General features: G+C 36.2%; 13 protein-coding genes. All 13 read right to left on the minus strand.

Annotation, left to right across the window (positions count from 1 at the left end; all coding sequences use genetic code 11):
- Positions 1-289 precede the first annotated feature (289 nt).
- The 13 genes from SLH48_RS15390 to SLH48_RS15450 all read right to left on the minus strand — a co-directional run bounded on the left by SLH48_RS15390 (position 290) and on the right by SLH48_RS15450 (position 18,395).
- Positions 290-2,623 carry a DNA translocase FtsK gene (locus tag SLH48_RS15390; protein ID WP_320258894.1) on the minus strand — a complete coding sequence of 778 codons (2,334 nt, stop codon included), beginning with the start codon at positions 2,621-2,623 and terminating at the stop codon, positions 290-292.
- A 212-nt stretch (positions 2,624-2,835) separates the two neighbouring features.
- Complete coding sequence (locus SLH48_RS15395; RefSeq protein WP_320258895.1) at positions 2,836-3,066, minus strand: YlzJ-like family protein; 231 nt, start codon at positions 3,064-3,066, stop codon at positions 2,836-2,838.
- A complete protein-coding gene (locus tag SLH48_RS15400; RefSeq protein WP_214482739.1) occupies positions 3,063-3,824 on the minus strand; it encodes a ClpP family protease in 762 nt (253 codons plus the stop codon). The genes SLH48_RS15395 and SLH48_RS15400 overlap by 4 nt, the downstream gene beginning before the upstream one ends.
- A gap of 300 nt (positions 3,825-4,124) precedes the next feature.
- Entirely contained in the window at positions 4,125-5,345 is a 1,221-nt protein-coding gene (locus SLH48_RS15405) for a TolC family protein (protein ID WP_320258896.1), read from the minus strand.
- Between the two features lie 18 nt (positions 5,346-5,363).
- Positions 5,364-8,432, minus strand: coding sequence for an efflux RND transporter permease subunit (locus SLH48_RS15410; RefSeq protein WP_320258897.1), 3,069 nt, complete (start codon positions 8,430-8,432; stop codon positions 5,364-5,366).
- Positions 8,432-9,943 (minus strand): efflux RND transporter periplasmic adaptor subunit, encoded by a 1,512-nt coding sequence (locus tag SLH48_RS15415; RefSeq protein WP_320258968.1) that lies wholly within the window; start codon positions 9,941-9,943, stop codon positions 8,432-8,434. The genes SLH48_RS15410 and SLH48_RS15415 overlap by 1 nt, the downstream gene beginning before the upstream one ends.
- Before the next feature lie 618 nt (positions 9,944-10,561).
- Positions 10,562-12,229: a ribonuclease J gene (locus SLH48_RS15420; RefSeq protein WP_320258969.1), complete on the minus strand. Its 1,668-nt coding sequence runs from the start codon at positions 12,227-12,229 to the stop codon at positions 10,562-10,564.
- A 298-nt stretch (positions 12,230-12,527) separates the two neighbouring features.
- Positions 12,528-13,400: a 4-hydroxy-tetrahydrodipicolinate synthase gene (gene dapA, locus SLH48_RS15425; RefSeq protein ID WP_320258898.1), complete on the minus strand. Its 873-nt coding sequence runs from the start codon at positions 13,398-13,400 to the stop codon at positions 12,528-12,530.
- Positions 13,401-13,518: 118 nt separating this feature from the next.
- Positions 13,519-14,772 carry an aspartate kinase gene (gene dapG, locus SLH48_RS15430; RefSeq protein ID WP_320258899.1) on the minus strand — a complete coding sequence of 418 codons (1,254 nt, stop codon included), beginning with the start codon at positions 14,770-14,772 and terminating at the stop codon, positions 13,519-13,521.
- A 58-nt stretch (positions 14,773-14,830) separates the two neighbouring features.
- Entirely contained in the window at positions 14,831-15,877 is a 1,047-nt protein-coding gene (gene asd, locus SLH48_RS15435) for an aspartate-semialdehyde dehydrogenase (protein ID WP_320258900.1), read from the minus strand.
- Positions 15,878-16,057: 180 nt separating this feature from the next.
- On the minus strand, positions 16,058-16,660 hold the full coding sequence (locus SLH48_RS15440) for a dipicolinate synthase subunit B (RefSeq protein WP_320258901.1): 603 nt from the start codon (positions 16,658-16,660) through the stop codon (positions 16,058-16,060).
- Positions 16,660-17,559: a dipicolinic acid synthetase subunit A gene (gene dpaA / locus SLH48_RS15445; protein WP_214482785.1), complete on the minus strand. Its 900-nt coding sequence runs from the start codon at positions 17,557-17,559 to the stop codon at positions 16,660-16,662. Before dpaA ends, SLH48_RS15440 begins: the two co-directional genes overlap by 1 nt.
- Positions 17,560-18,143: 584 nt before the next feature.
- Positions 18,144-18,395, minus strand: coding sequence for a YlmC/YmxH family sporulation protein (locus SLH48_RS15450; RefSeq protein ID WP_320258903.1), 252 nt, complete (start codon positions 18,393-18,395; stop codon positions 18,144-18,146).
- Positions 18,396-18,416 lie beyond the last annotated feature (21 nt).

An 18,416-nucleotide genomic window follows, 5' to 3' on the forward strand; every position in this document is an offset into this window, starting at 1 on the left:
TTTTATTAAAAAAGAACTTAACCTGTAACAAAACTTCTTTTTTTTGGAAGGATCTTTGCGTAAACTTTGTTGCAATAGTTCCTAAATATGATAATAATGTTATCTTTTTACACAATTCTATAGAAGAAAGGGTGCCTACTATAAATAAACAGCAACCGATTGAAAAGCTATACGCTTTCTTAAAAACAACTTATTCATTATAAATAATAAATCGGGTGAAGAATCTACTCCACCTCATTGCAAAAACCCCACCTAAAGTGGTGGGGTGGACTTCGAAAAATGAACTAATTTATGATCCTACATCTTCATTATGTTGTGACACTAATACTGTTCGTGGTTTACTACCTTCATAAGGTCCCACAATTCCCCTGTCTTCCATTGCATCTATTAATCTTGCTGCTCTTGTATAACCGATTCGAAAACGGCGCTGTAACATTGACACGCTTGCCGTTTGCATTTCTAACACCAATTGAACCGCATCATCATAAAGTTCATCACTAACTTCTTCTTGTGCTTCATTCACTTCTTCTGGAATCATCTCTTCTTGATATTGTGCTTTTTGTTGTGATATCACATAATCTACGATGGTTTCAACTTCATCATCTGAAAGAAATGCCCCTTGAACGCGGGTAGGTTTTGATGCTCCAACTGGTAAAAATAGCATGTCACCTCTACCTAATAATTTTTCAGCGCCACCCATATCGAGTATCGTTCTAGAATCTGTTTGTGATGAGACGCTAAATGCTATTCTTGAAGGGATATTTGCCTTAATTATTCCAGTGATAACGTCGACTGACGGTCGTTGTGTGGCAATAATTAAATGGATACCAGCTGCACGAGCCATTTGAGCAAGTCTTGTAATCGCATCCTCTACATCAGACGACGCTACCATCATTAAATCTGCAAGCTCGTCCACTATCACGACGATGTATGGCAAATTTGGCTGGTTTTCTTCACCTTCATCATTAAACCTGTTAATGTAATCATTATAACCTTCAATATTACGTGTCCCTGTATGAGAAAATAACTCATAACGTCTTTCCATTTCATTAACAACTTTTTTTAAAGCTTGTGATGCCTTCTTAGGGTCTGTTACAACCGGCGCTAATAAATGAGGGATACCATTATACATATTTAACTCTACCATCTTCGGATCTATCATCATCATTTTTACTTCGTGCGGTTTTGCTCTCATTAAGATGCTCGTTATAATTCCATTAATACATACACTTTTACCACTACCTGTCGCTCCTGCGACAAGTAAGTGTGGCATTTTATTTAATTGTGCAAGTATCGGTTCACCAGATATATCTCGTCCTAGACCAATTAGTAATTTGTTATCTTCATTATTTTTTTCTTTTGATTCCAACACTTCACGAAGTAGTACAGTTGCAACTTCATCGTTAGGAACTTCAATACCAACTGCGGATTTTCCTGGGATTGGTGCTTCAATTCGAATATCCTTTGCCGCAAGCGCTAATGCAAGGTCATCGTTTAAATTGACAATTTTACTTACTTTAACACCTACATCCGGATAAACTTCATATTTAGTAACAGCAGGCCCTAAATGAACTTTAGTTACTTTAGCATTTACACCAAAACTTTGGAATGTTTTTTCTAGTTTTCTTGCGTTTGCATAAACGCTATTATGTTCACTACGCTGATTAGTTTGTTTTGGAGCATACAGTAAGTCGATAGATGGTAGCTCATAATGAATATTTTCCGCTTCTTTAAAGGTCAATGGACCACTCTGATCGATATGAATATTCTCCTCAACAATTGGTACCTGCTCTTTCTCTTCACTTTGTTCTTCATTTTTTTGCTCAATAGGTTCTTGAACCTTGTCTGTGAAGTCTGAAATAACAGGGGTGACATCAACTGATTCAACAACATAGTCCTCTTCTATTTGTTCTGTATCGGTATCTAGCTTTTCTTTTTTCGGCTTTGTCTTCCGTTCTTCCTTGTGCTTCTTTTTATTTGTTTTGCTAAAAAATTCCTTTATATCTTCGATAAATGATACCCATTGCCTTTTGAAGAAATCCACAACAGGTACTGCTACTTTTAACAAAGATTCTTGAAGGGTTTTACCTGTAATTAAAATAATACCAATAATGATAAATAATAGTGCAAGCCACTTAGTTCCTAAACTATCAAACAAATAATGAAAAGCGGCAAATAAAAAGGCACCAATCATTCCTCCACCAAGATCAGGTTGAGTAGTTTCTCCATTAATTTCTAAATTATATAGCTCCCACGTATTTTTTATAACGCTTGGGCTTTGAAATGGTCCTTGTTCGGTTAGGGCCTGGAATAATGCAACATGACTTAATAACATGAGTGATAGCAGGATTAAATATACGCCGATTAACCTTCTGCTAAAAAAAGATGGCCATTCTCGTTTCCATAATAAATATATAGCAAGCCAAAGAAAGCCAATAAGAATGAGCATATACCATTCACCGCTAAAAAAACGGAATAACAACACAAGACTATTACCTACAACACCTAATTTAGCAATGGCAATACTAGTGATTGCAATTAGCAAAAGTCCGATCAACTCAAAGGTAAGGGCTGCTTGCCATTTGTTTTTCTTTTTTGATCTCCTTCTTTTCCTTTTTGCCAATATATTCTCACCCCAATCTTCGTTATATAAGACCCTCTTCGAAAAGCTATTTACATTATTAGGCAATAGCTATCAGATGTTTTATGCCTTCATCCGAAAACAGCCTAAATTAAGCATATGTATGTTTGATAATCGAATAAAAAGCAGCCCATTTTAGGCTGCCTAATTATATGCATATAAATTATAACATATCGATGGAATAAATAGCATAATTAAAATAGTACATTCGTTCTGTCTTTTGAAAGTATGTTACCAGGCGCAACTTCTGAACGTAAAAAATGTTGTGGGTCCGTACTGATGACTCTAGAAATTTGGTAATTATTAGTTGTTGTTTCATTGACCAATAAGTTTACGCCGTCAATAACGACCATTTTTTGTTGATTATATACTTCACTCTCCTGCTGGAAAATGATTTCTGCTGGCATCATTGTGTAAAGAATCATTGTAGCATCTGCTCACTTTCATTCTGTTTCGGTTGGCCTTCAATCATTTCAGACAATTTTTTAATTGCATTCCCCACTCCTCCAACTTCGTTAATAATACCGTATTCAACTGCGTGAGAACCAATAACATTTGTACCAATGTCACGTGTTAAATTTCCTTTTGAAAACATCAGTTCTTTAAGGTGCTCCTCGGAGATTGCTGAATGCTTAGTAATGAAATTAAGCACACGTTCTTGCATTTTATCCATATATTCAAAAGTTTGAGGAACTCCAATGACTAGCCCAGTTAACCTAACTGGATGTATGGTCATCGTAGCCGTTTCCGCTATAAAAGAATAATCACAAGAAACCGCAATAGGAACACCGATAGAATGCCCACCACCTAAAACAATTGATACAGTAGGTTTGGATAGAGAGGATAGCATTTCTGAAATAGCTAATCCCGCTTCTACATCTCCACCAACAGTGTTCAATATGACCAGGAGCCCTTCTATGTTTGGGTTCTGTTCAATAGCAACAATTTGTGGGATAACATGTTCATATTTCGTTGTCTTGTTTTGAGGCGGCAGTTGAACATGCCCTTCAATTTGTCCAATGATTGTTAAACAGTGTATTTTTGAATCCTGAGATAATTGAGGAATATTCGTTTGGCCAAGCTGTTGAATTTTGCTAACCAGACTTTCATCTTTTTTTTCACCCTGATTACCCTTATCAACTTCTTCTGAGTTTTGTTCATTTTCATATTGGTCGAATGCCATTTTTATCTCCCTTCAACGCTTGATACATTTAGTATGAACGAGATAAATAATTTCATTCTTTACAGCTTGTACAGTATTTTTATTTTAGTTTCTTTGATCCTCATCATAACAAACTAAATTATCCAAACCTAAAATTGTACATATGCAATGATATTCCATCCCCCCTGACTTACCCTATAAGCGAAAGGTACATTTTAAAAATAAAGCCTCATGGTTTAATTACAGTAATGATAAAACAAGAAAGTTATCCATTCTCAAATAAAAAATCCTAGCGAGCTAGGATTTTTCTGTTTAGAACCCTTAAGGTAGAAATCCATCTTTGAACATACGGAATTCTTCTGATAGAAGGGTATAATCAAGTTGTGTATTAGACAAATCTATTTTCGCATTTAGGACACCAATTCGGGATTTTTCTAAGTCAGTTGCTGTCAACAGACCTTCATCAAAACGTGCTTTTTGTTGTTCATATAGCTTCTCTTGTTTTTCAACGTTCTCTTCAAGTAAGTCTAACCTTTTGTGAAAAGCTTCAAATTGTTCAGCGTAATTATATGACTTTAATTCTAACTTATCATATTGATCAAACAATTGGATTTCTGCTTTTAACTGTTCAACTTCATAATATTCGCCTAAATCATCTTCCGCTCTATTTCGATCTTTCACTGCTTGGTCGTAAGCTTCTTCTGCTGATTCTAAATCACCTTTAGCTTTTCCTATCGCAATATAAATTTCTTCAACAGTTTGCCCAGCAGGGGGATTTGATAGAGAAGCTTCCAGTTCAGCTATATATTTTGTTAATTCTTCAATCGTTTCTTTAAATACACTTCCCCCTAATACAGGTAAGTCTTCTGAGTCCTCTACAATATCCTTATACGTTTCAACAACCGTCCGGTAGTAAATAAGTGATGAATGACTTTGTTTCATTTCTTCTGCTAAATTTTTCGGTTCATATTCAGATGGTGGTAGCCTCTTTATGTCATCAACACCTTTGACAGATAGCTCAGTGTGCAAATCATTATCTAGCTGTTGATTCAATTGAAATTTAAGCTGATTCAACTGCTGCTGTGTTGAACTCAACGATAATTCAGCATTAGAGACACTTACTTCAGCTTGAACCACGTTTTGTTCAGACGCGATTCCCTCCCGGTATTTCTTTTCAATTTTTTCTAATTCTTGTTTGGAAATTGATAAATTATCTTGTTGAATCTTTAAAGCTTCTGTTGCCTTTTTATATTGTACAAGTAAAGAATATGCACTATACTCAATCCCCCATCTCGTGGATTTTTCAGCATAATCTTCCTGAATTTCCTGTAAATCTTCTAGCTCTTCTAATGCATCAGCTTGATATTGACGGGTCGCACTTGATAATGTAACGGTATCCTTTTCGTAAATTTGCAATGATAAGTCATTCTCAATGATTTCTTCTACTGCTTGTGAGAGTGATACAGTTACTTGTTCGTCTGCATTTATCGTCATTGCAGGTATAACGAATACTATACCTAGTGTAGTCATCCATTTTTTCATTCATTTTCACCTCATATTTTATCCTGCGATTGTTTCAGAATTAGATGCTTGTGAAGCTTTCTTTCTAGTAAAGAGCCTTTTGAACCAACTACCCATATCATCAATGATTGTGTACATAACGGGAACAAATAACAGGGTAAAGCACATTGACACGGTCAAGCCGAAAATAACAACAATACCGATCGGTTGCTGCATTTCGCTCCCTTCACCAATCCCTAAAGCAATTGGTAGCATTCCTAGTACAGTTGTGGAAGTAGTCATTAAAATAGGTCGCAATCGACTTCCACCGGCTAATATAATAGCCTCCTTACGCTCCTTCCCTTCCCTTTTTAACTGATTAATATAGTCAACTAATACGATCGCATTATTAACGACGATACCAGCTAAGACGATTAAGCCAATAAACGCAGAGAAGCTAAGCGCAGTTCCAGTAATGAATAAGCCTAAGATGACTCCAACAATTGTTGTTGGTACTGAAAACATCACGATAAATGGATATGAAAATGATTCAAATTGTATTGCCATAACTGTATACACTAGAAAAATAGCCAATGCTAATGTAATTAAAAGGTTACCTAGTGATTCGTTAAAATCTTGTTGAACACCTTCAGTTGTAACATCATATCCTTTTGGTGCTGGGATTTGTGATAGTAGCTGTTCTACCTGTGCTGTTACCTGACGAGCATCTGCACTATCAACTATATCTGCTGTAATTGCATATTGTTGTCGCTGGTCTTCACGCTTTATTGATACAGGGCCTAACGTTTGCTCAACAGCTGCTACTGATGTTAATGGAATATGCTGTCCAGATGGTGTCTTTAACAATAAGGAAGAGAGAGCCTCCATACTTTCCGTTTCTGAATCTGGTAATTTAACAACAACATCGAACTCATCACCATTTTCACGAAGTTTTGTCGCTGTATTGCCATGAAAAATTTCACTAATTTGACCTATAATTTGACTTTGGCTTAAATGATATTTTTCTGCTAATGCATCATCTACTTTTACAGTTAGTTGTGGCTGACCGTTAACACTTGGCACCTCAACGTTTTCAATAGATGGTATGCGTGATAGAAGAAGTTCTACTTGTTCAGTCAATGAATTTAATACCTCTTGCTCTGGACCTGATAGGCGAATAGTAAAGTCGGCACCGCCATTCACACCTCGAGTTGCTTGTCTCGTGCTAAAATCAGCACCGATAATTTTTTTCAAGTCATTTTGTATTGCATTCGCAAGAGTAACATTATCCATATTACGTTCTTTTTCATCTAGCAACAAAAGAGTTACACTAACGCTCGTTGGTTGGACTACTGTGTATTGGATATCAATGTTATTCTCATAATCTACTAATATCTTTTCCACTTCATCTGCATAACCTTCAACCACCTCAAAATCTGTACCACTATCAAAACTAGATGATATCGTAAGCTGGTCCTCTGCTGCTTGTGGGAAAGTCTCTAACTTTAGCATCGCAATTAAAAACAAACTACCCACAGTAAGTAAGAAGGTACTAAGAATCACGATCCAACGTCGCTTCAAACTCCATGTTAAAGTAGACAAATAGCGTTTTTTTAGAAATTTCATCCAACGTGGATCACTTGCAACTTTACTATCGGTTGAAGATTTTAACAATGTCGATGACATCATTGGAACTAGTGTCATCGCAACTAATAAAGCAGCAATTAATGAAAATGAAACGACTAACGCTAGTGGTAAAAAGATTTGGGTAATTTGTCCATTATCGATCAAAATCATTGGTAAAAATACAACAAGTGTTGTAGACGTTGATGCTATTACAGCAGAAATAAGTTCACTTCCTCCTTTAATAGCAGCTTGCTTGGAGTCCATGCCAGTTTGGCGGTATTTTGTTATGTTTTCTAAAATAACAATCGAACTGTCAACCATCATACCGATCCCTAGGGCTAAACCAGATAATGTGATGATATTTAACGTTTGATCAGCGTAATTAACTAAAATAAACGTACAAATAATTGCAAAAGGAATAGATAAACCAATTACTGCCGTTGCACGAACACTTCTTAAGAAAAACAATAAAACTAGTATTGCAAAAGCTCCACCTGCTAATAAACTAGTCGTAACACCATCTATTGAATCCTTAATAAATGTTGATGTATCCATTACAACAATAAATTCAACACCTTCATCTAATTCTCGCTGAACTTTATTTAATTCCTCATGTATCGCATCAGATATATTAACAGTATTTGTCCCCGATTGCTTTGAAATAGACAATAATACAGTTGGTTCATGGTTCAATCTAGTAATCGTCTGACGATCACTCACTGTATCTGATATTGTTGCAACTTCCTCAATCGCAATGGTTTTACCACTTGCTAGTGGAATTAGAGTAGCTTTGATATCATCGATTGACTGATACTCACCATCAACACGAATTTGGACAACTTGATTCCCTTGAATCACATCACCTACGGTTGCAGATGTATTTTTTCCCCTCATTGAGTTCACCACATCGGAAACTGTTAGGTTATATTGTTCAAGTAATAATGGCTCGATGATTACTTGTATTTCCCTCTGCTCTCCACCTTCTATGTCAACTGCAGCAACACCTTCGATTTTTTCAAAGTTTGGTGCAATATCCTTAGCAATCTGTTCAAGAGATGTAACATCTTTTCCGGTTAAGCCTAGATAAATGATTGGCATACTATTAATATCAAATTTTGAAACGGCTGGTGCATCAGCATCATCTGGTAATATACTACTTACCCTTGATAACTTCTGTTGCAGCTCTGATACCGCTTCGTCTAACTCAATTGAGGTAGAGTACTCTATGATGATAGACGACGCACCAGTTCTAGAAGTTGATGAAATGGATTCTACTCCATCTAAAGATGCAATTTGTTTTTCAAGCGGCTCCGTAATTAGCTTTTCAATCTCTTGTGGAGATGCACTGCTGTAAGTAGTCGAAACTGTAACAACATTTTCTTCAATTTCTGGTAATAGATCTAAAGGTATATCACGAAGTGATATCATACCGATTATTATTACACAAATCGCAAGCATTATTACACTTACAGGGCGCTGTACCGCTGTTTTTAATAAATGCATTATTCACCACCTCGATCATCCGATTCCTCTTTTGAATCTTTGTCTGATTTATCGTTTTCGTCTTGCTGATCTTGTGGGTTTGTAGCTTCTTTTGAATCTTGCTCCATTATTTCTAGTTCTTCACCAGGGAGCAATACGTTCATACCATCAGATACTAGCTTATGTCCATTAATTATAAGTTCATCACCTTCTGATACTTCTCCTGTTATTGCAGACAAATCAGATTGTAAGTTCAGAACTTCTACATCCCGTCTCGCTGCTTTGCCATCTTCAACGACAAAAACATATGTATTGTCACCTTTTTGTATAATTGAATGTGTTGGAACTAACAGCTCATTTTCTACTAAAATATCAGTAAAGATTAACTGAACTACTTCTCCCCCACTCATATTTGTTGTTTCGCCTTTGAAATGTAACTCCACTTCAAAAAGCCCTTCATCATTCCGCGTTGAAGAAATAAAAGTCACTACTGCTATTAACGCTTCAGATTCTGTTGCTCTATCCACTTTTACTTCTTTACCTAATGTGAGAAGATTTTTCTGCTCCTGGGTAATTTGCGTTTTCACCATATAATTGGACACATCAGAAATCGTTAACAAAGCTTTTTGTGGGGATACATTTTCCCCAACTATGTAATTAACTGCTTTTACCTCACCAGAGATAGGCGCATATACTACAGTGTCTTGAATATTTCGTTCAGATTGACCAACTTTCGTACTAGCCTGCTGTACTGAGATTTTTGCTTGTTCAACTGAGATTGCTGCTTTTTCTACATCTTTTTCAGCTGAAGCAACGTCTATTTTGGCATTTTCAATATTTATTTCATCTTGCTCAAATGATTGTTCATCAGCTGCATTTAATTGTGCCTTTTCATAATTAATTTCAGCTTGCTGTTCTCTTTGCTCGGCTTGCTCTACTTCTTGTAAAGATACAGCACCATCCTCATATAAACGCTCCAGTCGTTCACGGTTTATAGTTGCATCTTCCCATTGTTGTTGTAGATTCGCTAAGTCTAAATCAATTTGGGACGTGCTCGTTTCGTCATTAGCCTGTTTATCACTTAATGCAAGTTCAACTTTAGTTAGATTTGCCATTACTTGCTCCAAACGATTTTCAGCTTGCTCTTTAGCAACAATGGCACTTTCTAATTGTTGCTTTGCATTTGCTAAAGAAATTTGGTCAAGCTGTAAGCCATCTGTATAACTTTTCCCATCAATGTCAGCTATAACTTGTCCATTTTTTACTAAATCGCCATTTTTAACATTTATTGATAGTAATTCACCACTAACTTTAGCCACAACCTCAACAACAGATGCTGGAACCACATCTCCTATTAAACGTTTTTGGGCTTCAAGATTACCCTTTTTCACACTTTGAGTTTCAACCGCAACACTTTGTATTGCAGTCATATTATTCATCTTGGTACCAGCTTCTCCATTTACATTCGAACCCGCTGAACAACCAGTTAATAATAAAACAGCGGCCACTAGTATACTAACTTTATTCCCCACCAATTCACTTACAGCTCCTTTTCTATAAACCAAAAATATGTCCAAATGATAATTATAATGGAATTAATTACATTCATAAAGCTATAACTATCGATTTGACGAAACTATGTTATTAAATTTTGTATCTCCTTTATAAGTATATATTACAGCTTAGAGTATACAAATTGATTACCCTTACATTTATGATTATACATCTTACATTTTTGTCACATAACACTTTATAGTCTTCGGTTTTTCCTAGCTATTGTAAATAGCTGTTTCAGTTGGGTATTAAGAAGTATACACGTGCACAACTAGATTTTCGGCATCTTTTCTTTTGTACAACGATAACTAATGATATAAAACTTTGTGGTACTAAGTTGATAACGATATCAACAACGTTTATGAAAAGAGCCTTGTGAATAAATAAAGAGTGTTGAGGAAAATACTTCTATCTCAACACTACAATAATGGAAAGTAAACTGTATATAACTAACTTCAAACCCTTAAGATAGAAAGTACACTTGATCAACTTGTTGAAAAATTCGTGAAAAAGTGAAGACTCTATTCACAAGTACAGGTTCCTACGCTATTTACAGAGCTAGATGTATTAAAATCTTACAAGCTGACCAAAAAACATTACACTTCCATAATAATAGGCAAAATCATTGGACGTCGTTTTGTTTGTTGGAACAAAAATTCATTTAAAGCATCCCGAATACTTATTTTGATTGAATTCCATTCAATTATATACCCTTTAACACACTGAGCTATAATTTTGTTTACAATCTCGCAAGCTTGTTCTATAAGTGATTCTGATTCCCTTACATAAACAAATCCTCTTGTAATGATTTCGGGCCCTGATGCAATTTGCTTTTTTACTTTATCAAGTGTTACGACAACGATAAGAATACCATCTTTAGATAGTAGTTTACGATCTCGTAATACGATGTGTCCTACATCGCCAACGCCTAAACCATCAATTAAGATATTGGCAGCAGGGACTTTTTCTCCTGTCGAAACTTTACCGTTATTAAATTCAACTACATCACCATTATCTACAATTAAAACATTTTCAGATTTTACCCCAACTGAAAGTGCCAATTTAGCATGAGCACTTTGCATTCGATATTCGCCGTGGGTTGGTATAAAGTAGGTAGGCTTCATCATATTTAACATCAATTTAAGCTCTTCTTGGCTTCCGTGACTAGAAATGTCAGTTAGGTTTTTGTTATAAACGACATTGGCTCCAATACGAAGAAGATGATCAATTGTTTTTGAAACAATTAGTTCACTTCCAGGGATGACTGGCGAAGCAATTAAAACCGTATCTTTCGATTGTATATGTACAGGTTTATTTGATTGAGTTGCCATTTTTGATAAAGCAGCCATAGGCTCGCCCTTCGTTCCACACGTTAAAATTAATACTTGATGATCTGGTAATTTTTCAATTTGATTTAGAGGTGTAATTATATCATCACTTACTTTTAAATAGCCTAAGTCTATTGAAAGCATAACTATGTCATAAATGTGCCTTCCCACAATGGCTACTTTGCGATTATTCTCTTCGGCTGCATCAAACACTTGTTGAATTCGATTAATATTAGATGCAAAGGTTGCTACTACAACACGGTTTGGAGCACTGTAAATTCCCTCAGAAATTTCTTGCCCAATGACCGATTCGGATACAGAATATCCTGGTTTATCAGCATTGGAGCTATCAGATAAAAGAAAAAGCACCCCTTCTTTGCCTATAGATGCCATCTTATCAATATCAGCGGTTTCCATTCCAACAGGTGTTTGGTCAAATTTGAAATCCCCAGTATGTACAATTGCACCTTCAGCTGTATGAAAACAAATCCCAACACAATCTGGTATACTATGAGTTGTTCGGAAAAAAGATACTTTCACTTGATTAACTGTCAATATTGACGTTGCTGTTACTTCATTCAATAAGTCATCAGCCGTCAGTCCATGCTGTTTTAATAATTGCCCTACTAAGGCTAATGTTAATTTCGTACCATATATCGGTACTCTGAGCTCTTTCAATACATACGGTATGGCACCGATATGGTCTTCATGACCGTGGGTTAAAAATATCCCTTTCACTCTCTCCCTATTTTTAATTAAATAACTAATATCAGGAATGACAGCGTCAACCCCGAACATTTCTCCCTCTGGATATTTAAGCCCAGCGTCAACTACAAAAATATCTGTATCTATTTCCACTACATGCATATTTTTGCCGCTTTCACCTAGCCCTCCAAGCGCAATTAATCTTATATTGTCTTTCTTTTCATTCAATATAATATCCTCCTATGTACAATTTACCCGTCGCTAAATAACTTACGTTCATTATACCTGATGCATGAATTTGAATACAAGTTAATTAACGGCGCGATTTGCACATATATTAAGACTATTTTTCACATTGATTATTGCCACCTCCCCTTAGATATTAGCAAGCAATCTAGCGTTCGTTGCTTCATTTATCCTCTTAACATATGGGTCTCTCATAAACCTCATATTACCAGTCCATTGATAGTAATAGCGACAAAGATTATAAAAAAAAGAGCCATCACAATTGTGATGGCTTTTTCCTTCTTTAAATTTGCTGTAGTAGTTCGGATAATTTAACCCGTTCATGCTCCGCTAAAGGCACTAACGGTAATCGAACTGATCCAACATCTAGTCCGCGTATTTGTAAAGCTGTTTTTACTGGTGCCGGACTCGGTGCCATAAAAAGACCCGTCATAACAGGTAATAGTTTCTGGTGAAGCAATGCTGATTCATTTAACTTATTATTGCGATATGCATGGATCATTTCCTGCATCTCGTTGCCAATAACATGCGATGCAACAGACACGATCCCACTGCCCCCTATTGCAAGTATAGGAAGAGTTAAACCATCATCTCCACTATATAAAAGAAAATCTTCGTCAGTATTTGCGATGATTTCTGTCATAGCGTTTAGATCACCACTGGCGTCTTTTACCGCAACGACATTGTCAATTTCTGAAAGTTTAATAATCGTCTCTGGTGAGATATTAGTTATTGTTCTGCTTGGAACATTATAAAGCATTACAGGAAGCTTTGTGCTGTTGGCGATTGCTTTAAAATGTTGGTATAAACCTTCTTGATTTGGTTTATTGTAATACGGTGCTACAAGAAGAATCGCATCTACTCCTGTTTCTTCAGCTTTTTTTGTTAATTCAATAGATGCATACGTATTATTACTTCCAGTACCAGCAATGACTGGAACCCTTCCAGCTACTTCTGAAACCACATGTTGGAACAAAGCGATTTTTTCTTCAGTAGATAAGGTTGCTGATTCACCTGTAGTACCTGAAATGACAAGGGAGTCTGTACCATTGTCAATTAAGTAATTTACGAGTTGGCTAGTTTTCGAAAAATCAATATTGCCACGATTATCGAATGGTGTAACCATCGCAGTAGCCACATTCCCGAAATCAATCAATCTTCCCACTCCTTACTAATATTTGTAAAAGGATACTTCAAAAAGTCCGGAACAAACTTATGCACTAGATCAAAGTAGTCTGTTCTTCTCCTCTTGTTGTCCCCAATAGTGAACACTATCATGATGTTTTATGATTATTACTTCCGACTTCGTGATTTTCTCCTGAAAGTTGAAAGGCATCGTGTAATGCATTGACAGCTTTTACCATATCATCCTGTTTAACTAACACCCAAATGGTTGTATGGCTATCAGCTGATTGTAAAATTTGAATTCCAAGTTCTGATAACGCTGTGACGATTTTCGCTGTTACACCAGGAACACCGTTTATTGCAGCACCGACAGTAGACACCTTTGCACAATTTCTTGTGATGATTGGATCATAACCTTTGCGTTTTAAGATTTCAATCGCATGATCTGTTAATTCATCAGGAATTGTGTACACTACGCCATTTGGTGTAATGTTAAAAAAGTCAACACTAATTTTTTCATTAGCCATTGCTTGAAACACTTCTGTTTGAAGGTTAAACTCATTTTCTTTAGCAAACACTTTGATTTGTGTAACATTAGAAACATAAGCAATGCCTGTAATAAGTCTTTCTTTCACATCGCAACCTTTATTATTTTTGTCCAATGTGGTAACAAGTGTCCCTGGTGAATTGGAATAAGTTGAACGAATTCTAATCGGAACCTTAGCTTGCATAGCAATTTCAACAGCACGAGGATGTATAACCTTTGCTCCTTGATAAGCCATATTACATATCTCATTATATGTTACTATGTCTAATGGTTTTGCTGAAGAAACGACGCGTGGGTCAGCCGTCATGACACCCTCTACATCTGTGAAAATATCTATCCATTCTGCTTGAAGTGCAGCACCAAGAGCTGCAGCAGATGTATCACTGCCACCACGACCAATCGTAGTTACATCTCCATACTTCGTAGCTCCTTGAAATCCAGCTACTACGATAACATCATAATCAGCTAGTAACGAAATGACACGATCGCATTTCATATCTGTAATCTTTGCATTTGTGAAGTCATCATTCGTGCGAAAACCTGCTTGTGCACCAGACATTGCAGTTGCTTGAATTCCAAAAGAATTTAACATATTTGAGAAAACCACACTGGAAATTATTTCACCACAAGATAGCAACATATCATGTTCGCGTTTACTTATCTTACCTTTATCTGAACCTAACAAATCAATTAAAGTATCTGTTGCATAAGGGGCGCCTTTTCTACCCATAGCAGAAACAACCACAACAACTTTATAGCCCTCTGATAATGCATGTTCAATATGCTCCCTAGCTAGGTTACGACCCTTTTCGTCTTTTACAGAAGTTCCTCCAAATTTTTGAACGATGATTTTCATTATTACACCTCTTGTAGTTTTCCAACTTCATACAAGATTTAACTCAGCTTATATGAATTTACACTAAATTTAATTTAATTAGACTTTCTGCAATTTGCACAGAATTCCAAGCTGCACCTTTGAGTAAATTATCAGATACTACCCACATGTGAAATCCATGATCACGGTCTAAATCTTTACGTATTCTACCTACAAAAACATCGTTTTTACCTACACTATGGGCAGGCATTGGATAGACCTGTTCTGCTGTATTGTCTTGAACGACTACACCAGGTGCATCCGATAGTACATTAATTACATCTTGCGCTGCAACATTCTGATCCTTAATCTCAAAATATACTGATTCAGAATGCCCTGTTTCTATAGGAAGACGAACGCATGTCGCTGCAACTTCTAAATCTGGTCTATGCATAATCTTTTTTGTTTCATTGATCATTTTCATCTCTTCAAACGTAAAACCATTATCTTGGAATTTATCAATTTGTGGCACCGCGTTAAACGCTATTTGATAGTGCTTATCGTCTCCACTTACCGGTAGCACAGCCGGAGTAAATTCTTCATTTTCGATAATTGCTTTTGTTTGATCTTTTAATTCTTTAATTGCAGCTGCACCTGCACCAGATACTGCCTGATATGTTGAAACTAAGACTTTTGTTAGTCCATATGCTTTTTGAATAGGTTCTAATGCAACGACCATTTGAATGGTCGAACAATTCGGATTAGCAATAATTCCTTGATGGTTTTTAAGATCATCTTCATTTACTTCAGGAACAATGAGAGGTACATTTTCATCCATTCTGAACGCGCTTGTATTATCCACAACAATCGCACCATGCTTCACCGCTTCTGGTGCAAATCTTTTTGAAATACTACCACCTGCACTAAAAAGAGCTATGTCCACACCTTGAAAACTCTCTGGTGTTGCAACTTGCACTTCTACTTCATTCCCATTAAACAACACTTTTTTTCCTGCTGAACGCTCTGACGAAAGCAAGGTTAGCTTTGCTACCGGGAATTTTCGCTCTTCTAAAGTTTTGATCATTTGTTGTCCTACTGCCCCTGTTGCTCCTAAAACTGCCACATGATATCCTTTAACGTGCTCCATTTAATTGCCCCTTTCGAAAGTAACCAACTAAGGTATCATTCATCATTAATGAGGAATAGTTCATCTGTTCCCCTATTTTATAATAAACAATATTTTATCATATTCACGCATTAAAGAAGAGCAGTTTTTAAATAAAATCCCTCATAATTTTGCACTTCTATTATATTTTATCAAGTTTATTCAAAGTTGGCTATCTTGAAAGCGCTCAATTATTACTGGTTGTAATTGTCGACCTTCCAGAGCTGATAATACGGTATCCTGTAGCTTATCCATATCAGCAACCATAGAATTTGGTTTCTTTACCGGTGCGTCTTGACCAAAAGGTATAAAGTATATATTTTTCGTAGCCATTAACCTCATTAAATTGACACCATTCAAGCCAAGCGCATCATTTGTTGAAATACCAACAACCACCGGTCTTTGGTTTCTTAACGTTGCTTTTGCAGCCATTAGTACTGGGGAATCAGTCATTGCGTTAGCAAATTTGCTCAATGAATTACCTGTTAATGGAGCAATTACCATGCAATCTAAAGGAATTTTTGGTCCAAGCGGTTCTGCTTTTACAATTGTATTGATTACTTCTTGACCTGTTAGCACTTCAATTTTTCGTACCCAATCTTCACCTTCGCCAAACCGAGTGTCGGTTGTTTGAACAGTGTGAGAAACAACAGGCAATACCTCTGCACCTGACTTAATTAGTTGCTTAATTTGTGGTACTACCGCATCATAGGTACAATGTGAACCTGTTAAGCCGAAACCTATTCTTTTCCCAACTAACGACATTATTCGTCCACCTTTCTTTGTTGTAAGTCTTCAATTAACAATTGAGACAGTACATTGGCAACAATTTGACCTGCTGTTTTTGGTGCAACGATACCTGGTAAGCCAGGTGCTAAAAACGCTTTAATGCCGCGTTTTTCTGCGTAACGAAAATCAGTTCCACCTGGTTTTGTTGCCAGATCAACAATTAATGTATGGGCTGGCATTCTAGAAATCACGCCTGCTGTCACAATAGGATGAGGAATGGTATTAATACACACATCAATATCACTAACTTCTTTATTTAATAACGATAAATGAAAAGGCTCTATCCCCATTTCATAGATTCTAGCTAAATGTTCTGATCGCCTTGCACCAACCTTTACCATAGCTCCTAATGAGTGAAAAGAACGAGCAACGCTCATGCCAATCCTACCAAACCCTAATACGGCTACTTTAGAATTATGAATGGTAAAATCGGTATTTTGAATGACCATCATGATCGTACCTTCAACTGTAGGTATTGAGTTGTATATCGCCACATCATCTCTTTCCATTATTTGTACGAGTTTTCTATTAGATGCTGTCGTAAGTTGATCCAAGTATTCGTTACTAATACCCGTATATATCGCACAATGTTCTGGTGTTTGTAATAACATCTCTTTTGTTAGTACTACTTTTTCATTTGAAAATATTGTTTCTATTTTTCCTTCATTGTTCGTTCCAGCTATAGGTAATACGATGGCACTTATATCTGAATATTTAAGTTCGTCAATTTGCTCTTTAGTAGCCCCAGTAAATCCATGGTCTAGCTGATCAAACCCTATTAATGATAACTTTGCATCTAACTCAGTTAGCTTCCGTATGACCTCAAGTTGACGTGCATCTCCACCTATAACAGCGATGTTCATGCCTGTTAGCATTAAATTCACCTTCTTTTGATGATAAATTACGCGCAAAATGTGTAGGATAAATGCCTATATATTCCCGTTCCTTTCACATTTTATGTTATGGGATTTCATAAGGTGAATGATTACAAAAAAAAAGACTAACCAAATCCAGTTAATCTTTTATTATTGCCTCTATAGTGATATGACGTTATTATCATAAGGCTCTTTTTGGAACCTTTATAACGATTGAAGCAGTAAATTAGGGGGATATGTGACCGTAACAGTTTTAGAAGAAAAATTGCCATGAAACTTTAGTTGTATACGTACATATTTTTTCTAACGATAAACCACAAACAATTCGAACACAGCCTTTCGTAAAAATAGCTAACGACGAATTTAACAACTTCTACCTCTTTGTACCGAAGGTAGAAGTTGAAGCAAATTCTAGTTACAGTACAAAATCAACCATCTATGTAAAAAAGATTATGCATTAAAGACACCGATTGATAGCTCGGCTAAAAGACTGTTAGAAGCACATTATCACAAATAGAGATACTTAATCAGGTGGAGTATCATTTCCACCTGATCACAACCTCTAACATCTCATTTTTAAAGTTTCACTCGTTTGTTTCAGTTTCTGGTATGTCTATAATCACCATATCGGATCCAATTTTTTTAATATGCTGCCAAGGAACACGCACTTCAGTGCCTTGCTTTCGAAATCCAAACCATTTTAATGTTGGAATAATTAATGCATTTATCTGTCCAGTTTGTTCATTGATCTCTAAGTCAGTTTGGCCTAGTACTCCTAATCTTTCTGCTCTTTTGACATCAACAATTTCCTTGCCACTTAATTCACTTAATCTCATTTTTTATCCTCCTCTCTACTA

This window comes from Cytobacillus sp. IB215316 (assembly GCF_033963865.1).
Lineage (GTDB): Bacteria > Bacillota > Bacilli > Bacillales > SM2101 > Nanhaiella > Nanhaiella sioensis.

Excerpts from the sequence above, each read along its gene's own strand:
- asd (WP_320258900.1), bottom strand. The coding sequence starts at position 15,877 with ATGGAGCACGTTAAAGGATATCATGTGGCAGTTTTAGGAGCAACAGGG.
- SLH48_RS15440 (WP_320258901.1), bottom strand. The coding sequence starts at position 16,660 with ATGTCGTTAGTTGGGAAAAGAATAGGTTTCGGCTTAACAGGTTCACAT.
- SLH48_RS15405 (WP_320258896.1), bottom strand. The coding sequence starts at position 5,345 with ATGAAAAAATGGATGACTACACTAGGTATAGTATTCGTTATACCTGCA.
- dpaA (WP_214482785.1), bottom strand. The coding sequence starts at position 17,559 with ATGCTAACAGGCATGAACATCGCTGTTATAGGTGGAGATGCACGTCAA.
- SLH48_RS15410 (WP_320258897.1), bottom strand. The coding sequence starts at position 8,432 with ATGCATTTATTAAAAACAGCGGTACAGCGCCCTGTAAGTGTAATAATG.
- SLH48_RS15450 (WP_320258903.1), bottom strand. The coding sequence starts at position 18,395 with ATGAGATTAAGTGAATTAAGTGGCAAGGAAATTGTTGATGTCAAAAGA.
- SLH48_RS15395 (WP_320258895.1), bottom strand. The coding sequence starts at position 3,066 with ATGATTCTTTACACAATGATGCCAGCAGAAATCATTTTCCAGCAGGAG.
- SLH48_RS15400 (WP_214482739.1), bottom strand. The coding sequence starts at position 3,824 with ATGGCATTCGACCAATATGAAAATGAACAAAACTCAGAAGAAGTTGAT.
- dapG (WP_320258899.1), bottom strand. The coding sequence starts at position 14,772 with ATGAAAATCATCGTTCAAAAATTTGGAGGAACTTCTGTAAAAGACGAA.